The 19419-nt window shown below is 33.2% G+C and carries 19 protein-coding genes; 11 read left to right on the top strand and 8 right to left on the bottom strand.

Annotation, left to right across the window (positions count from 1 at the left end):
- Nucleotides 1-147: 147 nt before the first annotated feature.
- The 5 genes from ASE21_RS09265 to ASE21_RS09285 all read right to left on the bottom strand — a co-directional run bounded on the left by ASE21_RS09265 (nucleotide 148) and on the right by ASE21_RS09285 (nucleotide 5374).
- The gene (locus tag ASE21_RS09265) at nucleotides 148-1611 is read right to left on the bottom strand and encodes a serine hydrolase domain-containing protein (RefSeq protein WP_057122303.1); all 1464 of its coding nucleotides are present in this window, start codon (nucleotides 1609-1611) and stop codon (nucleotides 148-150) included.
- Between the two features lie 223 nt (nucleotides 1612-1834).
- Nucleotides 1835-2305, bottom strand: coding sequence for a nuclear transport factor 2 family protein (locus ASE21_RS09270; protein ID WP_057122304.1), 471 nt, complete (start codon nucleotides 2303-2305; stop codon nucleotides 1835-1837).
- A 20-nt stretch (nucleotides 2306-2325) separates the two neighbouring features.
- Nucleotides 2326-3834, bottom strand: coding sequence for a serine hydrolase (locus tag ASE21_RS09275; protein ID WP_082603454.1), 1509 nt, complete (start codon nucleotides 3832-3834; stop codon nucleotides 2326-2328).
- 75 nt (nucleotides 3835-3909) lie between these two features.
- Nucleotides 3910-4704: a helix-turn-helix domain-containing protein gene (locus tag ASE21_RS09280; RefSeq protein ID WP_057122305.1), complete on the bottom strand. Its 795-nt coding sequence runs from the start codon at nucleotides 4702-4704 to the stop codon at nucleotides 3910-3912.
- A 73-nt stretch (nucleotides 4705-4777) separates the two neighbouring features.
- On the bottom strand, nucleotides 4778-5374 hold the full coding sequence (locus ASE21_RS09285) for a GNAT family N-acetyltransferase (RefSeq protein WP_057122306.1): 597 nt from the start codon (nucleotides 5372-5374) through the stop codon (nucleotides 4778-4780).
- Nucleotides 5375-5609: 235 nt separating this feature from the next.
- Here ASE21_RS09285 and ASE21_RS09290 point away from each other — a divergent pair, with 235 nt between their 5' ends.
- Nucleotides 5610-6956 carry an FAD-dependent oxidoreductase gene (locus ASE21_RS09290; RefSeq protein WP_057122307.1) on the top strand — a complete coding sequence of 449 codons (1347 nt, stop codon included), beginning with the start codon at nucleotides 5610-5612 and terminating at the stop codon, nucleotides 6954-6956.
- 91 nt (nucleotides 6957-7047) lie between these two features.
- Here ASE21_RS09290 and ASE21_RS09295 read toward each other — a convergent pair whose 3' ends face one another.
- Entirely contained in the window at nucleotides 7048-8565 is a 1518-nt protein-coding gene (locus tag ASE21_RS09295) for a helicase HerA-like domain-containing protein (RefSeq protein ID WP_057122308.1), read from the bottom strand.
- A 380-nt stretch (nucleotides 8566-8945) separates the two neighbouring features.
- Here ASE21_RS09295 and ASE21_RS09300 point away from each other — a divergent pair, with 380 nt between their 5' ends.
- The 8 genes from ASE21_RS09300 (at nucleotide 8946) to ASE21_RS09335 (ending at nucleotide 15439) form a co-directional block, all read left to right on the top strand.
- Nucleotides 8946-9770: a MotA/TolQ/ExbB proton channel family protein gene (locus ASE21_RS09300; RefSeq protein WP_057122309.1), complete on the top strand. Its 825-nt coding sequence runs from the start codon at nucleotides 8946-8948 to the stop codon at nucleotides 9768-9770.
- A 56-nt stretch (nucleotides 9771-9826) separates the two neighbouring features.
- Nucleotides 9827-10453, top strand: a complete 627-nt coding sequence (locus ASE21_RS09305) for an ExbD/TolR family protein (protein WP_057122310.1) — start codon at nucleotides 9827-9829, stop codon at nucleotides 10451-10453.
- Between the two features lie 19 nt (nucleotides 10454-10472).
- Nucleotides 10473-11033: an ExbD/TolR family protein gene (locus ASE21_RS09310; RefSeq protein WP_057122311.1), complete on the top strand. Its 561-nt coding sequence runs from the start codon at nucleotides 10473-10475 to the stop codon at nucleotides 11031-11033.
- Nucleotides 11034-11064: 31 nt separating this feature from the next.
- On the top strand, nucleotides 11065-11865 hold the full coding sequence (locus ASE21_RS09315) for an energy transducer TonB (protein ID WP_057122312.1): 801 nt from the start codon (nucleotides 11065-11067) through the stop codon (nucleotides 11863-11865).
- A complete protein-coding gene (locus tag ASE21_RS22265) occupies nucleotides 11865-12095 on the top strand; it encodes a hypothetical protein (RefSeq protein ID WP_057122313.1) in 231 nt (76 codons plus the stop codon). The genes ASE21_RS09315 and ASE21_RS22265 overlap by 1 nt, the downstream gene beginning before the upstream one ends.
- A gap of 2 nt (nucleotides 12096-12097) precedes the next feature.
- On the top strand, nucleotides 12098-13021 hold the full coding sequence (locus ASE21_RS09325) for a PstS family phosphate ABC transporter substrate-binding protein (protein WP_057122314.1): 924 nt from the start codon (nucleotides 12098-12100) through the stop codon (nucleotides 13019-13021).
- Between the two features lie 16 nt (nucleotides 13022-13037).
- Nucleotides 13038-14705 carry a tetratricopeptide repeat protein gene (locus ASE21_RS09330; RefSeq protein ID WP_057122315.1) on the top strand — a complete coding sequence of 556 codons (1668 nt, stop codon included), beginning with the start codon at nucleotides 13038-13040 and terminating at the stop codon, nucleotides 14703-14705.
- Nucleotides 14706-14806: 101 nt separating this feature from the next.
- Nucleotides 14807-15439: a 7-carboxy-7-deazaguanine synthase QueE gene (locus ASE21_RS09335; protein WP_057122316.1), complete on the top strand. Its 633-nt coding sequence runs from the start codon at nucleotides 14807-14809 to the stop codon at nucleotides 15437-15439.
- A 74-nt stretch (nucleotides 15440-15513) separates the two neighbouring features.
- Here the strand turns inward: ASE21_RS09335 and ASE21_RS09340 are convergent, their stop codons facing one another.
- A complete protein-coding gene (locus ASE21_RS09340; RefSeq protein WP_057122317.1) occupies nucleotides 15514-16059 on the bottom strand; it encodes a YfiT family bacillithiol transferase in 546 nt (181 codons plus the stop codon).
- Nucleotides 16060-16074: 15 nt separating this feature from the next.
- Nucleotides 16075-16782, bottom strand: coding sequence for a class I SAM-dependent methyltransferase (locus tag ASE21_RS09345; protein ID WP_057122318.1), 708 nt, complete (start codon nucleotides 16780-16782; stop codon nucleotides 16075-16077).
- Between the two features lie 74 nt (nucleotides 16783-16856).
- Between ASE21_RS09345 and ASE21_RS09350 the strand changes: the two genes are divergently transcribed.
- The gene (locus ASE21_RS09350) at nucleotides 16857-17351 is read left to right on the top strand and encodes a YkgJ family cysteine cluster protein (protein ID WP_057122319.1); all 495 of its coding nucleotides are present in this window, start codon (nucleotides 16857-16859) and stop codon (nucleotides 17349-17351) included.
- A 96-nt stretch (nucleotides 17352-17447) separates the two neighbouring features.
- Nucleotides 17448-18683, top strand: a complete 1236-nt coding sequence (locus tag ASE21_RS09355; protein ID WP_057122320.1) for an ABC transporter permease — start codon at nucleotides 17448-17450, stop codon at nucleotides 18681-18683.
- The last annotated feature ends 736 nt before the right edge of the window (nucleotides 18684-19419 follow it).

Here is a 19419-nt window from a genome sequence, read left to right on the forward strand (position 1 = left end):
TTATTTTAGTTGTTTTGGGTACGGCTAAAATACTATATTTTATGAGAAATCATCAAATTTGAATGTTACAAGTTATAACAAAAAACTCCGATAATCCAGGTTAAAAATCTGTTTTATCGGAGATAATTTTAAAGAATTTACGAAATATTATTTCGCTTTATTTTTGGAAAGAAGTTCGTCTAATACTTTTTTGCCGCCCGCATTTGAAGGATCCAGTTCAACTGATTTAGAATAATTTAGAATGGCCTGTTTTTTATCACCATCGGCTAGATACGCTTCGCCTAAACTATCATAAACATTTCCTGATTTTGGGAAAGTTTCCACATTAATTTTAAAAACTTCGATTGCTTCTTTCTTTTTTCCTGTCTGCAATAATTGATAACCAACACGGTTCATATCGTCTTCTTTAATGCCGAAAGTCGGATCGTTTTTTAATTTTTTATAAGTTTCCAATCCGGCAGCGGTTCCTTTTTCTGAAAAAACATCTAAAAGCTCCAATGCCAAAGATTTTTTAGGCTGATTGTATGGCTGATTGTATAAAATGGCACCAATTGCAGCAGTCATTTCACCTAAAACTGTTCCGCCGGTATTGTTCAATAAAACAATTAAATTTTTATCAGCAGGAACTCGGGCAATATTGGTATTAAATCCGTTGATACCGCCGCCATGTTCAATAATTGTCAATTTACCTTTATCACCATTGTCAGCTTCTCTTATGAACCATCCGTATCCATAAGAGCTATCCCAGGCTTTTATATATGGCTTAAATAAGGATTCCATCGATTTTTCTGAAAGAAGTTTATTCGTATAAAGCGCCTGGTCCCAAAGATATAAATCTTCAACAGTAGAATATAAAGAACCCGCCGCATACGGAATGCTCATGTCGAGAAAAGGAGCATTAGTAATTTTTTTGCCTTCTCTTTCGTAACCTGCAGCTCTGTTTTTTAATATTACTTCAAAATGATCGTAACCTGTATTTCTCATTTTCAGAGGTGTCAAAATAACTTCCTGTAAATACTGCTCGTATGTTTTACCTGAAATTTTCTCAATAATATAGCCTAGTAAAAAGTAACCGGAATTACTGTAATTGAACTTTTCGCCCGGTTTAAAATCAAGTGGAAGTTTATTAAACGTTTTTATAAATTCCTCTGGTGTATAAGGATTACGGCTTTTCTCTTTCAGAAAGTTTGGCGCATTTGTATAATTCGGAATTCCGGATGTATGCGTTAATAAATTATGAATGGTGATTTGATCGCCGGTTTCCTTTGGATAATCTGGTAAATAAGTTGTAATCGGAACATTTAGTTTTATTTTTCCTTCTTCAGCCAGTTTTACGATTAATAAGGCTGTAAATTGTTTGCTTATAGACCCAAGTCTGAATTTTGTATCAGTCTGGTTTGGAATATTCCACTCCATATTTGCCAGGCCAAAACCCTTTTTATAGATTATTTTTCCATTTTCAGCCACTAAGGCAGATCCGTTAAATTGTCCGTATTCGTTGTATTTGGCCAAAAGATCTTCGATTTTTTTTGCTTTGTCCTGCGCAAAAATATTTAGTGCAAAAAGCTGTAACAGGATGCACAGCCCTATGAGTTTGATTGATTTTTTCATAATGATTGTTATGGGTTAGGTTAACGAAATGATTCTTTTTTGATTGATGATTGAAACTTTTTATAAACTGAAATTCAATAAGTTGATCGAAATTACGATTTTTTATCTGAATAAAATTTATGTCTTAAAATGTTAGACGATTCATTTCCAGTTTGGTTTCACAAGTCATCAATTTTTTTTCATTTCTAAATAAAAAAGAAATTGGATACAGACAAAAAACCTTTTAAAAAGGTTTATGTTCATAACTAACAATTCGTTTCAATTTCCATTCGTTACCTTTTCTTTCCCATATATGAATAAATTTTCCGGTTCCCTGCGGAATATCATTATTGTAAAATGTATGTTCGCCTACCTGCACCGCACCAAAATCTCCTAACTTATCAATCGTGCAGGAATTTAACTTCCTGACCAGTTTTTCCGGTCTTGAATATTTTTCGACTATGGCTTTAATTTTATCTCCATTGGCAATATTTAATCCATAACGATCGTCATAAAATTCAATATCATCACTGATTATTTTTTTGAAAAGCGCGGCATCGCATTGATTAAAAGCAAAATCAAAGAGAAGGTTATCCATTGCAATAATTTCATCTTTTAAAAGTTCCATTCCCGCATTTTCACTATTTGTTTTTCCGGAGGCTTGTCTGCTTAAAAACAACATGAAAAGTACTAAAGTATTGATCATCGGTATCATAATTGTATTTTAAGATTCAATTATTTTGTTTCGATATCAACTATTTTTTGGCCATCTGCTCCAAGATAATGCACAACGATGTTCTCGTATATTTTATAACCGTCGTCTACATTAGTAAAAATTACCAGACCTTGTTTTGTTTTTGGCAGTAAAATAAAAATGGTCTGAACGCCTTTATCTGCGCCGCCGTGCGATAAAGCATAATTTCCGTTTCCTAAATCGTAAATTTCAAAACCAAGACCAAAATACTTATCTTTTTTAGTAGTAACCTGATGTGCCTTCATCTCATCAAATACTTTTTTGCTCAAACCATCGCTGTTTAAAACACTGCATAAAAATTTGCTGTAATCTTCAATTGTGGTTAAAAGATCGTCAGCAGCATTTACAGTTTTGTTTTTCGTTGGTTCATAAGCATTTCCTTTATTGTCGTAATTAATAGCATATCTCGAAATATCGGTTTTATCGTTCCAGATGAATTGCGTATCTGTCATTTTCAAAGGCTCAAAAACCAATTCTGATGCCAGTTGATCTAACGTTTTGTGGAATTTTTTCTCCAATGCTTTTCGCAGATATTCAAAACCTTCGCCGGAATATTGATATTTCGTTCCGGGTTTAAATTTAAAATCTAATTTTTTAGATTCATTAAAATCTCTCCAATTCGGAAAACCAGTCTGGTGACTTAAAACAATTCTGGTTGTCAGCAGTTTTAAATAAGGATCCTGCGCAATATCTGGATCTGTCCAGTATTTATAAAGCGGTTCATCCAAATCCCATTTTCCTGAACTTACTAATTTGAGGGTTGTAATGGCAGTTATCGGTTTTGTTAGTGAAGCGACATTCCAAATAGTGTTGTATGGCGCAGTAACTCCGGGTTTCAGCTCGCCAAAAACCTTTACTTGTTTTAATTTGCCATCTGCAATAATGCCGATTCCTAAAGCCGGAATTTTATTTTCTTTCAGCCATTTTTCCGTTTCCGGACCGTTATCAAAAAGATTTGATTTTCCTGCCGTAGAACTGGTCATTTGGTGATTGTAACTAAGCGATCGCGCCAACTTCCAGTCTTTGTTTTTTAAAAGCCATAAATGCGTGAATTTGGCAAAACTTCCGGCTTGTTCCGTATTACCTGCAGAACTTTCATAAAACCTATGCGTTCCCATTTGTATGGCGCCGTATAAAACACCATTTTTATATAAGGGATAAATTTCAGTACTTCCGTCAATTAGTTCTCGGCGATAATTGTATTTTCTGTCGGGAGAGCAGATGCCGCTGGTAAACGTTTTTAAAAATCTTGCTTTGTCAGAAATACTGTCTTTGTCGTGATAAAATTCAAAATCTTCCGTATAAAGATTCTCAAATTGTTTTACATCGCAGGTATTAAAGCCAATGTTAAAAAGCAGGCTGTCTTTTGATAAAATGGTTTTGTACAAAGCGGAATTTTTAATTTCCTGAGAAAATCCAAATTGGATATGAAAGAGTAACATTCCAATTAAAAAAGCTTTTAATTGAAAAAAAGTGTGATTGATTTTCATTGTGATTGATTGATGATTAATGATTCTGCAATAATACGTCAATCAAAATCTGGAAAATAGTATAAAAGCGAAAATTTATCTTTTTTGAGAAAGAAAATAAGAATCGGGATCGAACATTTTTGGTGTTGCTTTCGTCACATCTTTAAATTTTTTAATAAAATGCGACTGATCAAAATATTTGTTATATATCGCAATATCAGTTAATTTCAGTTTTTCTAAATCAGCATTCACCATTTGATCGACAGATTTTCTGAATTTTAAAATCTGAATGTATTTTTTGATGGTAAGTCCGGTCGCAATTTTAAATTTTATCTGAAGCAGCCGCTGAGAAGATTTTAATTCGGAACTGATTTCTGAAACCGAAATTGCTGAATCTTTATTTTTAATGATTTCGCAGATTTTTTCGATTGTATTTTTGTTTGAATGTAAAGTACTTAACTCTTCAAAATAATCATTTAAGATCTTTAATAAAGATTCAACCTCAGAATCGATTTGAATTTTAAAAGGTAATTCTTCTGGATTAATTTTAAGAATCGAATCTGTAAAATTGCTTAAATCATATTGAGGAAACATCGAAAGCGTCCATACATGAAGCTGAATAATAGTAACTTTAGTTTTCGGCTGAATATTAACTAAAACTTTATTGGTCATTTGCGAACAAAAGTAAATTCCCTTGTTCATTTCGTATTTGTTTTTACTCGTATGAACTTCGATGGCAATCCCATTTACAATAGCAAGATTAAAACAGCCGTTTGGTAAAACGAGTTTATTTTCGATCAGGCTTTCGCCGATGCTGTTATCCAGACACCAAATTTTATTAACGAACCTTTCCGTTTTTTGACTGACATAATGTTCTGAGTAGAGGTTCATTTTCTATTTTTTGTCTAAGTAATTCCTGTCGTAGAAATTTACAGACTAAAATAAGATTTTTTCTAATACGATATTATTTAACAAACTCCCCAAAATAATCCCGCTTAGTATTCTGCCATTCTTCCGCAATAATACTATAATAAACATCATCTTTGCTGTTTCCTTCAGAATCGATATAATTATTTCGAAATAAACCTTCTTTTAAAGCGCCCAGGTTTTCAATTGCTTTTTGCGATCTTAAGTTTTCAAGATCTGCGCTGAATTGTATTCTTCTAAATTGAATATTTTCAAAACCAAAATTCAATAATTCATATTTACAGGCTTTGTTTAAACCAGTTCCCTGAAAATCTTTTCCGTACCAGGTCCAGCCAATTTCGCATTTCTGACTCGCATGATTCAAATAACCATAACGAGTACTTCCGGCAGCTTTGTTTGTCGCTTTGTCAATTATAAGGAACGGATAACAAATTCCGGCGGCTTTTTGTTGTAAAGTATTTTGAATGTAATTTTCGAAATCCTCTTCGTTTCTCACATACATTCCCATGTATTTCCAGATTTCGTCATCAAAAATAATTTCTTTAAGTTCAATATTTCTTGGACTTTCAAAGGGAAGCAAAAGCACTTTTTCATTTTCTAAAGTTATGTCTGATTGTAATATTTCGCTGTTCATGAATTTTTCTTTTGATGAATAAAACTTAAAGCGAAATTAGTTGTTTAATTTTTTAAATAAATCAAATAAAATAACAATTTGTTACAAAATGATTTTAGTAAATATTCAGAACCTGAATTTTTAAATCAAACTTTCCCTTTACTTTAAAGATTCTAATGGTAAATAATTGGTTTATTTTAGAGCTTATGTTCAATTATTACTTATTTTTACGATCTTATATATTAGATTTTCCCCGATGCAAACTTCTCTAAAAATTGCTGTTGTAGGTTCTGGACTTGTAGGATCGCTGTTGGCAATTTATCTTAAAAAAGCAGGTCACACAGTTCATGTTTATGATCGCAGCCCTGATATTCGAAAAATAAATTTTTCCGGACGTTCTATTAATCTGGCAATGTCCAACCGCGGCTGGAAAGCACTTGATGGTGTTGGAGTAGGAGATGCAGTTCGGGAAATCGCAATTCCGATGGACAAACGCGCTATTCATTTAGTTGGTAAACTCAATTTTCAGAATTACGGACAGGAAGGCGAATCGATTTATTCGATTTCCAGAGGAAAGTTAAATCGAAAAATGATTGATTTGGCCGAAAATGCCGGAGTCGAGTTTCATTTTGAGCAAAAAATCTGGGATGTAACGCTGAGTGATGCTACTTTGCATATTGGCGAAAGCGAAAGAGGCGAGTGGGAAGAAAGAAAATATGATATGGTTTTTGGTGCCGATGGCGCTTTTTCGAGAATCCGTCACAGGATGCAGCGCCAGAGCATGTTTAATTATTCGCAGGAATTTTTAAATATGGGTTACAAGGAATTGAACATCCCGGCAAATGCGGACGGAACACATAAATTAGATAAAAATTCTTTTCATATTTGGCCAAGAGGCGAGTATATGTTAATTGCACTTCCTAATTTAGATGGAAGTTTTACCTGTACCTTATTTATGCCTTTTGAAGGCGATAATTCTTTTGAATCGCTCACAGATCGTAAAATGGTCGAGAATTTCTTTGAGAAAAACTTTCCTGATTCTATTGAAGTGATTCCGGAGCTGGCAAATGATTTCTTTAAAAACCCAACAAGTACTTTGGTAACCATGAAATGTTTTCCGTGGACTTTTGAGGACAAAATTGCTTTGATTGGAGATGCCTGCCATGCTATAGTGCCATTTTACGGACAAGGAATGAATGCTGGTTTTGAAGATATTACGGTTTTGAACGAAATGATGGAAAAATTTGGAGATGACTGGAAAAAAATCTTTACTGAATATCAAATTTCCCGTAAACCAAATGCCGACGCAATTGCTGAACTTTCATACCGAAATTTCATGGAAATGAGTACCAAAACGGCTGATGAAAAATTCTTATTGCAAAAGAAAATAGAAAAAATCTTTTCAGACAAACATCCAGATAAATGGATTCCGCTTTACAGCCGCGTTACTTTTAGCGACCGTCCTTATGCCGAAGCTTTGGCAATTGGTGATTTCCAAAACGGAATTATGGAAGAAGTTTTAAAACTGGATAACATCGAAAATATCTGGAACTCACCAGAAGTTGAAAATAAAATTCTGGAACTGCTTCAAAAAAATAAATAAATATAAAACCCGACAAGTTTCAAAAATCTGTCGGGTTTATAATTGCAAACCATTTAAATGAACTTATCATTTATGTGGTTTAATTATTTTACTACTTTTTTAAGAATTTTGATAAAACGCCAAAAACTCCTCTTATAAAAGTAGCACTTGTTACAACTTTTATAACTGATTTTGTAACTACTTCTGTAGTGCTTGGTTCTGATTTTGAAGATTTTGCTGGTGCTTCTTCTTCTCGCTGAGCTGCGGCTTCGTTCGCGTCAGCTATTTTTTTGTTTAGGATTTCAAAAGCACTTTCACGGTCAATTTCTTCAGCATATTTTTTAACCAATTTCGATTTACCGTTTATTTCATCAATTTCTGAAGGCGATAAAATATCCATACGGCTTTGCGGAGCGCGCATCATCGTTGCCACAAGCGGCGTTGGAACACCTTTTTCATTCAGAGCGGTAACCAGAGCTTCTCCAATTCCTAAACTGGTCAGTAATTCGTCTGTTTTATAATATTCAGAAGTTGGATAATTATCGGCAGTTTTTTTAATCGCCTGACGATCATTTGCTGTAAAAGCTCTAAGTGCATGCTGAATCTTTAAACCTAATTGCGCCAGAACACCACTCGGAACATCCATCGGATTTTGCGTCACAAAATAAACCCCAACACCTTTAGAACGAATCAATTTTACAATAGTTTCAATTTGTTCTAATAACGCTTTGCTGGCTTCATTAAAAATTAAATGCGCTTCATCAATAAAAATAACCAGCTCAGGTTGTTCAGCATCTCCTTTCTCGGGCATTTTTTGATAAATTTCAGCTAAAAGACTCAACATAAAAGTTGAGAATAATTTTGGTTTATCCTGAATATCCGTCAGGCGGATGATGTTTACGTATCCTTTTCCGTTTTCGTCAATTCGCATTAAATCATCCGTTTCAAAAGATAATTCGCCAAAAAACAAATCGCCGCCCTGTTGTTCTAATTCGATTATTTTTCGAAGAATGGTTCCTGTAGTTGCAGTTGATATCTTACCATAACTTGCTGCAATTTCCTCTTTGCCTTCTTCGGTAATATAATTAATAACTTTTTTAATGTCTTTTAAATCTAACAAAGGCATTTGCTTGTCATCACAATATTTAAAAATAACAGCAACAACACCGGCCTGTGTATCATTTAAGTCTAATATCCTGGAGAATAGAACCGGCCCAAATTCCGAAACTGTGGCACGCAGACGAACTCCATTTTGTTTTGATAAAGACATTAACTCAACCGGAAATGCAGATACACTATAAGGTATGTTTATTTTTGCATGGCGTTCTGTAATAAAACCTTCTTCTTTTCCTTCTTTTGCAATTCCGCTAAAATCACCTTTAATATCCATCATTAAAACCGGAATTCCGGCATTGGATAACTGTTCAGAAAAAACCTGAATTGTCTTCGTTTTTCCGGTTCCGGTTGCTCCTGCAATAAGGCCGTGGCGGTTTAATGTTTTTAATGGAATTTTGACGTGAGCCTCAGCTATTGCTTCACCATCTAAAATTGCGCCGCCAAGAATGATTGAATCGCCCTTAGCCGAATAACCGCTGTTTATCTCCTGAATGAAATTTTCTTTTTTATTCATGTTTTTATTTGTAATTTAGATGATTATAAGGGTTTTGTTTGGTTTTTTAACAATTTAACTATCTTTTTTTTAGTAGGAAAATGCTTTTTTTGATTGAATTGGACATAAAAAATAAATTCTCAGCTTTTTAAGAAGATTTCAAAGGAATGTTTGAATATTTACTAAAACGTTGTAATTTTTTTATTATTCGCCTTTTTTTTTGTTTTATCATAAAAATGACGCTGACAAATTAATGAGATATTTTTTAATTTGACGTTAAATTTCCTTCAATAAAATTAAAAAAAGTTTTTTTATTTAAACTAAACGTATAAATTTGCTACCCTACAAGTTAAATATAACTAAAAAATAAAAATTATTTAAAACTATTAAAATTTAAAAAAATGGCAAACGTTAAAGTTAAAAAAGAAAGCACTTCAAATGGAGGAGGGATGATTACAGGAATCATTATCGCAGCGTGTATTTTGGTTGGGGTGTTTATTTGGAAAGTAATCATGGGAGATGCTTCTAACTTCGAAGGAGGTAACCCTGAAACTGGACATCCAATCAATACATTAGGACAAGTTTATAAAGGAGGATTTATTGTACCAGTATTATTAGGTATGTTTTTAATGGTTGTTGTTTTTTCTATTGAAAGATTTATCGTTATTGGTAAAGCTGCTGGTAAAACTAACTTAGACAAATTCATGAAGAGCGTTCAAGGAAGTATTAAAGAAGGAAACATCGAGGCTGCTATCGCTTCATGTGACAAACAACAAGGTTCAGTTGCAAACGCAATTAAATCTGCTTTAATTAAATACCAAGACGTTAAAAAAGAAGGATTCAACAGCGAAGAAGCTTCAGAAGTAATCCACAAAGAAATTGAAGAGGCAACTTCATTAGAAATGCCAATGTTAGAGAAAAACATGACTATCATCTCTACTTTAGTATCTTTAGGTACATTAGGAGGATTATTAGGAACTGTATCTGGTATGATTAAAGCGTTTGGTGCGTTAGCTTCTGCTGGAACTCCAGACCAGGCTGCTCTTGCAACAGGTATCTCTGAAGCACTTATCAACACTGCAACAGGTATCTCTACTTCTATTTTAGCAATCGTTTCTTACAACTTCTTTACTGCTAAAATTGACGATTTAACTTACTCTATCGATGAGGCTGGTACTACAATCGTGAATACTTACAGAAGATTCAGAGGAAGTTTAAAACAATAATTAATTTTTGATATATATAATTACCAATTAATTATATCAAAATAAAATAAAAGATAATGGCTAAAATAAAAATGAAAAAGAAGTCAACATCGACAGATATGACTGCCATGTGTGATGTTGCGTTCCTTTTGCTTACGTTCTTTATCTTGACCGCTACTGCTAAGGTGCCAGAGGCACTTCCTGTAGATATGCCTTCATCGACTGTTCAAAGTAAATTACCAGATTCTGATTTGGCAATTATTACAATAGGTAAAGGACAAGACGGGAAAAGCAAAGTGTTTTTTGACATTAAAGGTAGAGAGATTCGTAAAAGAACTCTTGAAGGAATGGGCTCAAAATACGGTGTAACTTTTTCAGAAGATGATAAAACTAAATTTGCGTTAATGGATGACTTCGGTGTATCCGTTACAAATTTAAAGCAAATCATCGATATGAAATCTGCTGACAGAGTTAAAGCGGATCAACCTGGAATTCCAATCGATTCTTTAGATAATCAATTAAAAGACTGGCTTTTGGTTTCAAGAAGAGCTGCAATTGACCTTGATGATAAAGAATTGCAGATTGCAATTAAAGGAGATGCTAAAGAACAATATCCACAAATCAAAAAGATTATGGATATTTTACAAGATCAAAAAATCAATTCCTTTAACTTAGTTACTGGTATGAGAGGAAAAGACTTTTAATTAAAAAAGATACACTAAAATGGCTGAATTAAATACCGGCGACGGCGGTGGTGGTAAAGGTGGTAAAGTAAGAAGTAAAAAGCAGAATTCGAAAGTCGATTTAACGGCAATGGTGGATTTGGCATTCTTATTGATCACGTTCTTTATGTTAACTACTTCGTTGTCAAAACCTCAATCGATGGATTTGTCTCTGCCAGATAAAGATCCTAAAGACGATACTCCACCTGTAAAGGTAGATGAGAATCGTACAATGACACTGATGTTAGGCGAAAACAATAAAATTGTTTACTATATGGGATTATTAGAGACCCCAATAGCTGGGCCAAAAGATATCGCATATGGTAAAGATGGAATCCGTAGAGAAGTTCTTAAAAGAAAGAAATCTGTCTTAGAATATTCTACAGCTAAAGGAAAACCTAAAAACGGAATCATCGTTATTATTAAACCAACTAAAAAATCAACTTATAGAAATTTAGTTGATATATTAGATGAAATGGCGATTACTGGAGTTGAGACTTATGCAATCGTTCCTGAGTTTACTCCTGAGGAAACAAAATTGATCGATAAAAAACAAGAGTAATTTTGTTTTAACATCCTAATAATCAAGAAAAATGAAATTAGATATAATTAAAAATCAGTGGCTTGATATCGTATTCGAAGGTCGTAATAAGATATATGGTGCATATGAGTTAAGAAAATCGAACGGAAAAACTACGGTAAAAGCACTTATCATAGGTTCGGTTATCTTTAGCTTTGCTGTAGCAGCTCCTCTTATCGCAAGCTTTCTTCCAGATTCTACTGAAGAAGATGTGAATAAAGATATCAAGATTGCGACAGTAAAATTACCTCCTAAAAAAGAGGAAATTAAGCCAAACCAACCACCACCACCGCCACCGCCACCAAAAGTGGATCAGGTGAAGTTTGTGAAGCCCGTGGTTGCTAAAGCAAATGAAGTTACTGAAGATCCTCCAAAAATTGAGGATTTGAAAGATAAGAAAGTAGGTAATGAAACTATCAAAGGAGATCCGGATGCAGTTTTAACTGTTGATGAGCCAGTAGGTACAGGACCGGTTTCTCAGGTAGTAGAAGAAGATAACAGTGTATATAATACAGCTGGTATCGAAGTAAAACCTGATTTCCCTGGAGGAATGGATAAATTCTACAAATTCGTAGGAAATAATTACAAGACTCCGGAAGAAGAAGGTCTAAAAGGTAAAGTTTACGTTACTTTTGTAGTTGAAAAAGACGGTTCATTAACCGACATTAAAGTTTTAAGGGATATCGGTTACGGTACAGGAGCAGAAGCAATTCGTGTTCTTAAAAAATGTCCAAAATGGACTCCCGGCGAGCAAAATGGTAAAAAAGTGAGAGTACTTTACTCTTTACCTATTACTATTCAATCTGCAGAATAATGTTAAAAGATATGCTTAATAATATTCAGAAGAAATCGCTCAAAGAGCGATTTCTTCTTGTTTTAGGAATACTGTTTTTTTTAATATATCTTGTACTTGGTTTAATGATTATGTTTTGGGAAAAGCTTCCCCTGGATATGGAACCAAAATACAGATATGCTTTCGGCGGATTGCTGATTGTTTATTCGGCAATACGTTTTTTAAGATTAATAAATTCAAATACAGAATAATTATGCTAAAAAATAGTAGGTTTTTAGGTTTGATTGTTTTTGTTTTTTTGTTTGCAATGTGTAACCAAAAAAGCAAGAATCAATCTGACAAAGAAACAATTCTAAAAGGTTCTTTAAATATTACAGTTGATGAAACTGTAAAACCAATTGTAGAAGACCAGGTAGCGGTTTTTGAGGGAACTTATTACGATGCTAAAATTTCAATTACGCCTAAATCAGAAGCTGAAGTTATAAACGATCTATTAAATAAAAAAGCTAAAGTAGCGGTTACTACAAGAAAATTAACTCAAGAAGAAATAAGCAGATTCGAGAAAAGTAAAATTGTTCCGCGTGTAACCCCTTTCGCTACAGATGCAATTGCATTAATTTCAAATAAAAGCAATAATGATACGTTAATTGCGTTGAAAACGGTAGTTGATTTTATTCAGGGCAAGCCCGGTACAGGAATCAAAGGTCTTGTTTTTGATAATCCCAATTCAAGTACAGTTCGCTACATGAAGGAACTGGCAAAAGTAAAAGACCTGCCTACACAAGGTGTGTTCTCTTTTAAAACAAATGATGAAGTGATTAAATTCGTTTCAGAAAATGACGGAATGATTGGTGTTGTTGGTGTAAATTGGTTGTCACAACCATCGCCAAGTATGGCTGAGATTGTAAAGAAAATAAATGTTTTAAGTGTAAAAGGGTTAAACGATACAAAATATTACAGCCCTACACAAAATGATCTTGCCGAGGTTAAATATCCTTTGGCACGTGATTTGTTTATAATTAATTGTCAGGGTTATACTGGTTTGGGAATGGGCTTTGGTTCATTTATTGCCGGTGATATCGGACAGCGAATAGTTTTAAAGTCTGGATTACTTCCTATAAAAACTCCGGGAAGAAAACTTCAGATTAGAAATGAAATTTTAAAAGATAACGAATAAATTAATGACTATAAAGATGAATAAATTTAAAATTTTTAGTCTTGCCATGGTTGCTACAGCTTCTGTTGCAAACGCGCAAGATATCAAAGAAGCAAAAAAGGCAATTGATGCTGAACAGTTTCAAAAAGCAAAATCATTACTTAAATCAATTATTAAAGCTAAGCCTTCAGATGGAGAAGCTAATTTTGTGTTAGGTAACATTTATTTAAATCAAAGTGTAGTAGATTCTGCGAAAATTTATTATTTAAACGGAATTGAAGCATCTGATAAGAAAAACTTAAACTATATTGGATTAGGTCAAATTGATCTTGATAATAAAAATGCTGCAGCAGCACAAGCTAATTTTGCATTAGCTACAAAAGATATCAAGCGTAAAGATGTAGATGAATTTATTTACATTGGAAAAGCTTACATGAACTCTGTAAATCCTGATTATACAAACGCAATTGCAAGTTTGAAAAAAGCTTTGGCAATTGAGCCTCAAAATGCAAATGCACTTTTAACAATTGGTGATGCGTATTATGGAGCTAACAATCAGAATGATGCTTACAAGGCTTACCGTGATGCTTTTACTGCAGATCCAACTCTTTTAAGAGCTAAAATGCAGTTAGGTGTTTTATTAAAAGGTGCAAAATCTTATGATGAAGCTATCAAATCTTTTAATGAAGTTATTGCTTTGAATCCAAACTATGGTCCTGTTTACAGAGAATTAGCGGAGACTTATTACAAATGGGGAAGAAATAAACCTTCAACAGCTAAAGTAAACTTGCAAAATGCAATTACGAACTATGAGAAATATTTGAGTTTAACAGATTACTCTTTAGATTCTAAAATGCGTCACGCAGATTTCTTGATTTTAGTAAAAGATTACAAAAGCTTAGAAACTGTAGCAAACAAAATGATTGCTGAAGATAAAGTAAATCCTAGAATTTTCAGATATTTAGGTTATGCAGCTTACGAAAACGGGAATGTTGATGTAGCTATCAAATCTATTGAAGACTATATCAAAACTCCAACAAATAAAGTAATCGGAAGAGATTATTTATATTTAGGTTTAGCTAAAATCAAAAAGGGAACTGGTGCTGATGGTGCTGTAGAAGCAACTGCTTTTAATGCAGGTCTTGCAGATATCAAAAAAGCAATTGAATTAGAGCCTTTAGTAGTAGAAGAACTTAATGACTTAGGTAAAGCTTTGTTTGGTAAAAAGCAATTTGCTCAGGCAGCTGCAATTTTCGAATTTGGTGCAAACAATAAAGATTCTAAAAATTACCTTGACGACAATGTTTATTATGGTATTTCAGTTTATTATGCTAATGCTAATAAAACTGGTGGAGCTGCAGATGCTGCTGAGTTAGCTAAAGCAGATGCTGCTTTTGACAGAATTTTAGTTGCTTCTCCAACTTATGATGAAGCTTACTTATACAAAGGAAGAATCAACAACTTGTTAGAGAAAGATGATTTGATTATCAAAAACTACGAAGAGTATGTAGCTAAAATTACTGCAAAAGGTGCTGAAGAGTTAGCAAAACCTGCAACAGTGAAGAAAATTGTAGAAGCTTACAATAGTATCGGAGCAAGTTATGCAAATACTGATAAAGCAAAAGCAATTGAATATTTCAATAAATCTTTAGTTTTAGATCCTGCAAATACTTATGCTGCACAATCTGTGAAAGCTTTAAAATAATATAGTTTTAAACTAATTATATTTAACCGATAGTTCGCTTTGAACTATCGGTTTTTTTGTTCCGTAATTAATTGACTATCTTTGCACATTAAATTAAAATAATGTTACCAAAAGAAATACAATTAGAAGTAAATAAAGGGGCAATGCTGCCTTTGATGGAAGAATTTTATACCATTCAGGGTGAGGGTTTTCATACCGGAACTGCCGCTTACTTCATTAGGATTGGAGGATGTGATGTTGGATGTCATTGGTGCGATGTGAAAGAGAGCTGGAATGCAGAATTGCATCCGCCGACTAATATCGATGTAATTGTAAATAATGCTTCGAGTTATGCCAATACGGTTGTAGTTACCGGCGGCGAACCGCTTACATGGGATATGACTTTGCTGACACAGCAGTTGAAAAGCAAAAACTTAAAAGTTCATATTGAAACTTCTGGTGCATATCCATTATCGGGAAGCTGGGATTGGATCTGCCTTTCTCCAAAGAAAAATAAACTTCCAACACAAGACGTTTATGATAATGCACACGAATTAAAAGTCATTATTTACAATAAGCATGATTTTATTTTTGCAGAAGAACAGGCAGAATTAGTTAATGATAACGCGATCTTGTTTCTTCAGCCGGAATGGAGTAAAAAAGAAGAAATGACTCCTTTAATTGTTGATTATGTTATGAATAATCCAAAATGGAGAGTTTCTCTTCAAACACACAAGTACTTAAATATTCCATAAGCCATAAAAAAACTCTCCAACATGGAGAGTTTTTTATGTAATAAATACACATTGTGTAAAAAGTATACAATAGGTTATTTCCAGTTTTTGTATTCTTTCAAATTTGTGATATGTGCTAAATGATGATTTCCGTGCCAGGCATACATGCCAATTATGTGTTTAATTTTATACTCAGAATTATTTTCAGGATGTATAAATGATCTTTCTAAATCATTCTCAGACAAATTTTTCATTATATAAGATAATCTGAAATGTAATCCTTCCAATAAACTTAAAGTTGGTAAAATCGGCATTTTTAAACTATCAGGCAATTCAGACCACAATTTTTCATCATATGGTTTTATAATCGGATTATTTTCTGTCAAAGCCCATTTTAATCTTATGTAACAATTCATGTGGCTTTCGGCACAATGATGAATTACTTGTCTGATTGTCCAGCCGTCAGGACGGTATTCAGTATCTAATTGTTCATCATTTAAATCTATTGTTTCAGTTTTTAATCTTTCGGGAAAAGAAGCAATTTCTTCAATTTTGCCTAAGATATAATCAGATGAATATTCATTAGGAGCAATAAATTTCCCTGTTGGATATTTTAATTTCTCTATATCTAAATTTTCCATATTTTTTATATTAGGTTAAATTGAAAGTCGGGCTAAATAATCATAGTGTTCACCTTCCATAATAAGTTCACATTTTAATCCGTTTGCAATTGCGGCATTTTGCAGTGTATTATAATCGAGATAAAGCCAGTCAAAAGTTTCTTCTTTTTCTCCCTTATAGGATATAGAAAACGTGAGTTCTCCATAATATTCTGTTTCAGACGGTATCCATTTTCCGCCATCTTCATCTTCATCAAACATATAAATGATATCTGAACTGTCGATTAAAATTTGCCCATTCGGATTCAAAAGAGATTTTAATTTTGATAAATAGGTGTTGCAGTTTTGCAATTTTCCAAAAATACCCGTTCCGTTCATCAATAAAAGAATTGTGTCAAATTTTTCTCCTTCAAATTCTAATATATTTTGAACTACGGCATTTTTCAATCCGCGTAATTTACAAGTTTCAATGGCTTTTTCAGAAATGTCAATAGCAATTACATCTAAATTTCGATCATTTTGTAATGACAAACTATGACTTCCGGCTCCGCAGCCAACATCTAAAGTTTTCCCTGAAGCTAATTGTAAAGCTTTCTGTTCAATTTTTGGCATTTCTTCATAAGAACGAAATAAGTACTCAATACTCATTTCATCTTCTTCAGAAATAGAAGTTTCGGTAATAATATCTTCCGGTGAATTATTAGTTTGGAAATCATACATCGCTTTCCCAAAAAGATCTTTCATTGTAATTTAGTTCAAAGTTTAAGGTTTCAAGTTTAAAGTTGTTTAATTTTGCAGATCAACTTTAAAAATTAAACTTGAAACAAATTTTAAATAACTTAAATAAGTTAGCCAAAGATAAGCATATCGAAAACAAAAAGTATTTTGATAAGCTGAAAAAGAAACAGCCTAAGAATTTAGATTATGTAATGCAGGATTTGCATGATGCGGAATTTAAAAAAACGGATTGTTTAAAATGTGCCAATTGCTGCAAAACAACCGGGCCTTTATTTACTTTGGCAGATATTGAAAGGATTTCGAAATCGTTTAGACAAAAACCACAGCAGTTTATTGATCAGTACCTGCGCATCGATGAAGATAAGGATTATGTCCTGAAACGTGTTCCTTGTACTTTTTTGGACAGCGAAAATTATTGTTTGATTTATGATGTAAGGCCAAAAGCCTGCAGAGAGTTTCCTCATACAGATCGCAAAAAGTTTCATCAAATTGCCGATTTAACTTTAAAAAATGTTGCAATTTGCCCGGCTGCTTATAATATAGTAGAAGAAATGAAAAAGAAATTGCCGCTGTAATCTTTAAGATTGTATTGTTGCTTTAGAATTATACATTTCGCTTTTTTAAATGTATTTTTGATCATCTGAAATATAAATCAAAATAGAAGACATAAATTGAATTTAGAATACTTTATAGCAAAACGACTCATCACTGCAAAAAATAATAAAAGCAGTATTTCGGCGCCAATTATTAAAATTGCTATTTCTGCAATTGCCATTGGTATAATTATGATGATGGTTTCTGTTGCGACAGGAATTGGTCTGCAGCAAAAAATACGCGAAAAAGTTTCTGCTTTCAACGGACAAATTATTATTTCAAATTATGATAATAATAATTCAGACATAACTTTAATTCCAATTTCAAAGAAACAAGATTTTTATCCCAATTTTAAATCGGTTCCAGAAGTAAGCCATATACAGGCAGTAGCGAGTAAAGCCGGAATAATTAGGACAGAAAATGCTTTTGAGGGAATTGTTTTCAAAGGAGTAGGAGCAGATTATAACTGGAATAATATAAAAGAATATTTAGTTGAAGGTAAACTGCCTGATTTTTCAAACGCGCTAAACGAAGATGTAATTATATCAAGATTTCTCGCAGACCGACTAAATTTAAAATTAGGAGACAGTTTTAATACCTTTTTTATAAAAGATGAACAAGGAAAACTCCCAAACAGCCGACGATTTAAAATTGCAGGAATTTTTAGTTCCGGATTTCAGGATTTTGATGCTACCTATATAATAGGTGATATTCGCCATATTCAGCGAATCAACAAATGGAGCCCGGATCAGGTTGGTGCTTTTGAGGTTTTTGTAAAAGACTTTACTACCATTAAAGAAACTGGAAATCAGGTTTACGAAAAAATCTCATCAAATCTCGATACAAAAACAATCACAGAAAAGTATAGTTATATTTTTGACTGGCTGCAGCTCTTCGATTTTAATATTGTAGTTATTTTAGGGATAATGATTCTGGTGGCGACAATTAATATGGTAGTTGCCTTGCTGGTTCTTATTTTAGAACGAACGCAAATGATTGGGATTTTAAAAGCAGTAGGTGCAAACAACTGGACAGTCCGCAAAGTTTTTTTGTATAATGCCTTCTACCTAATCGTTCGCGGATTATTTTGGGGAAATTTAATTGGGATCTCATTACTCTTAATTCAGCAGCAATTCGGAATAATTCATCTTAATCCGGAAAACTACTATGTAAACCAGGCACCGGTATATTTAAATTGGGTTTATATACTGCTATTAAATTTGCTTACCATAACAGTATGTTTCCTCGTATTATTAATTCCTTCTTATATAATAACAAAAATCTCTCCCGTAAAAGCAATTCGCTTTGATTGATTTCATAGAATAATAATATATACAACCCGACAGTTTCTAAAACCTGTCGGGTTTATTTTTATACATATATATGTATAGAATTTACTCAAACCTGATTTTGGGTAGAGACGCACTGCAGTACGTCTTATACGAGGTGTATTCACCATTATAATAAGAGTAAAAGTTTTGTGAGGCTGAGCGGAATTCAAAGCCAATAATAAGGAGCTTTTTCCCGCTATCCGCTCCAATCTTTTATTTTGAACCCCAAAATAAAAGGATTTCCGCTTCTATCGGGGCTAGTGGAGTTGTTTTTAAGAGTTTTTTGGATAACAAAGCGATAAAAATGAGTTTTCAAAACGGTTTATTTGTTTAGAAAAGGGCCTCAGGGAATGAAAACCTGATAAAAACGGTGCGGAAAAAGCGCGGCAAACTATCAAAAGTACAATGCAGTGCAGAAAAACCTGACAAATGGTAAAAAAAGTTTGTGCTGTAAAAATTGTGTTATCAGGGAGTTAAGAAATAAAATCAAAAAAGATGGAAAAAATGTAAAATAAATAGTTGGAAATGTAAATAAAGGTGGTACTTTTGCACCCGCAACAGCGAAATGTTCATCGAAAATACTGGCAGGTTTGGAATTGGAAAGGGAAAGAAATTTTCTAAAAAAAGATTCAAAAAAGCTTGCGAGATTTGAAAATGCTTTTTACATTTGCACCCCGCAAAACACGGAAAGTTCATTGATATACTGGGAGGGAAATTG

Source organism: Flavobacterium sp. Root901 (genome assembly GCF_001429765.1).
In the GTDB taxonomy this organism is placed as follows: Bacteria; Bacteroidota; Bacteroidia; order Flavobacteriales; family Flavobacteriaceae; genus Flavobacterium.

Excerpts from the sequence above, each read along its gene's own strand:
- ASE21_RS09265 (WP_057122303.1), bottom strand. The coding sequence starts at position 1,611 with ATGAAAAAATCAATCAAACTCATAGGGCTGTGCATCCTGTTACAGCTT.
- ASE21_RS09270 (WP_057122304.1), bottom strand. The coding sequence starts at position 2,305 with ATGATACCGATGATCAATACTTTAGTACTTTTCATGTTGTTTTTAAGC.
- ASE21_RS09275 (WP_082603454.1), bottom strand. The coding sequence starts at position 3,834 with ATGAAAATCAATCACACTTTTTTTCAATTAAAAGCTTTTTTAATTGGA.
- ASE21_RS09280 (WP_057122305.1), bottom strand. The coding sequence starts at position 4,704 with ATGAACCTCTACTCAGAACATTATGTCAGTCAAAAAACGGAAAGGTTC.
- ASE21_RS09285 (WP_057122306.1), bottom strand. The coding sequence starts at position 5,374 with ATGAACAGCGAAATATTACAATCAGACATAACTTTAGAAAATGAAAAA.
- ASE21_RS09290 (WP_057122307.1), top strand. The coding sequence starts at position 5,610 with ATGCAAACTTCTCTAAAAATTGCTGTTGTAGGTTCTGGACTTGTAGGA.
- ASE21_RS09295 (WP_057122308.1), bottom strand. The coding sequence starts at position 8,565 with ATGAATAAAAAAGAAAATTTCATTCAGGAGATAAACAGCGGTTATTCG.
- ASE21_RS09300 (WP_057122309.1), top strand. The coding sequence starts at position 8,946 with ATGGCAAACGTTAAAGTTAAAAAAGAAAGCACTTCAAATGGAGGAGGG.
- ASE21_RS09305 (WP_057122310.1), top strand. The coding sequence starts at position 9,827 with ATGGCTAAAATAAAAATGAAAAAGAAGTCAACATCGACAGATATGACT.
- ASE21_RS09310 (WP_057122311.1), top strand. The coding sequence starts at position 10,473 with ATGGCTGAATTAAATACCGGCGACGGCGGTGGTGGTAAAGGTGGTAAA.
- ASE21_RS09315 (WP_057122312.1), top strand. The coding sequence starts at position 11,065 with ATGAAATTAGATATAATTAAAAATCAGTGGCTTGATATCGTATTCGAA.
- ASE21_RS22265 (WP_057122313.1), top strand. The coding sequence starts at position 11,865 with ATGTTAAAAGATATGCTTAATAATATTCAGAAGAAATCGCTCAAAGAG.
- ASE21_RS09325 (WP_057122314.1), top strand. The coding sequence starts at position 12,098 with ATGCTAAAAAATAGTAGGTTTTTAGGTTTGATTGTTTTTGTTTTTTTG.
- ASE21_RS09330 (WP_057122315.1), top strand. The coding sequence starts at position 13,038 with ATGAATAAATTTAAAATTTTTAGTCTTGCCATGGTTGCTACAGCTTCT.
- ASE21_RS09335 (WP_057122316.1), top strand. The coding sequence starts at position 14,807 with ATGTTACCAAAAGAAATACAATTAGAAGTAAATAAAGGGGCAATGCTG.
- ASE21_RS09340 (WP_057122317.1), bottom strand. The coding sequence starts at position 16,059 with ATGGAAAATTTAGATATAGAGAAATTAAAATATCCAACAGGGAAATTT.
- ASE21_RS09345 (WP_057122318.1), bottom strand. The coding sequence starts at position 16,782 with ATGAAAGATCTTTTTGGGAAAGCGATGTATGATTTCCAAACTAATAAT.